1 rRNA gene is annotated in these 660 nt (G+C 52.9%); it reads right to left on the bottom strand.

The annotated features are described in order from the left end of the window. Positions 1-520, bottom strand: a 16S ribosomal RNA gene (locus tag J7380_RS20275); the annotation flags it as partial. Positions 521-660: the final 140 nt, after the last annotated feature.

Below are 660 nucleotides of genomic sequence, written 5' to 3'. Positions count from 1 at the left end.
CGCTTTACGCCCAGTAATTCCGAACAACGCTAACCCCCTCCGTATTACCGCGGCTGCTGGCACGGAGTTAGCCGGGGTTTCTTTACCAGGTACTGTCATTATCATCCCTGGCGAAAGTGCTTTACGATCCTAAGACCTTCATCACACACGCGGCATGGCTAGATCAGGCTTGCGCCCATTGTCTAAGATTCCCCACTGCTGCCTCCCGTAGGAGTCTGGGCCGTGTCTCAGTCCCAGTGTTGCTGATCATCCTCTAAAACCAGCTATAGATCGTAGACTTGGTAGGCCGTTACCCCACCAACTATCTAATCTAACGCGGGCCGATCCTTCTCCGATAAATCTTTCCCCCGAAGGGCGTATGCGGTATTACTCACCGTTTCCAGTGGCTATTCCGCAGAGAAGGGCACGTTCCCACGCGTTACTAACCCGTCCGCCGCTAGACCCGAAGGTCTCGCTCGACTTGCATGTGTTAGGCCTGCCGCCAGCGTTCGTTCTGAGCCAGGATCAAACTCTCAAGTTGAAACGCATTACTGCGTATCCTTGACGTCGAACCTCTGCACATCGACCTGCATCCATTACTGAAAGATGCAGACCATTCTCTGTTTGTTGTGCTTCAGCTACAAAGTAGCGAAAGCCGTCCAAACAGTGAAGCTGACACTT

The organism is Ruegeria sp. R8_1, assembly GCF_017743815.1.
Lineage (GTDB): Bacteria > Pseudomonadota > Alphaproteobacteria > Rhodobacterales > Rhodobacteraceae > Ruegeria > Ruegeria lacuscaerulensis_A.
The sequence above is the reverse complement of the archived record's forward strand: the minus strand, read 5'-3'. Positions and strand labels throughout refer to the sequence as shown.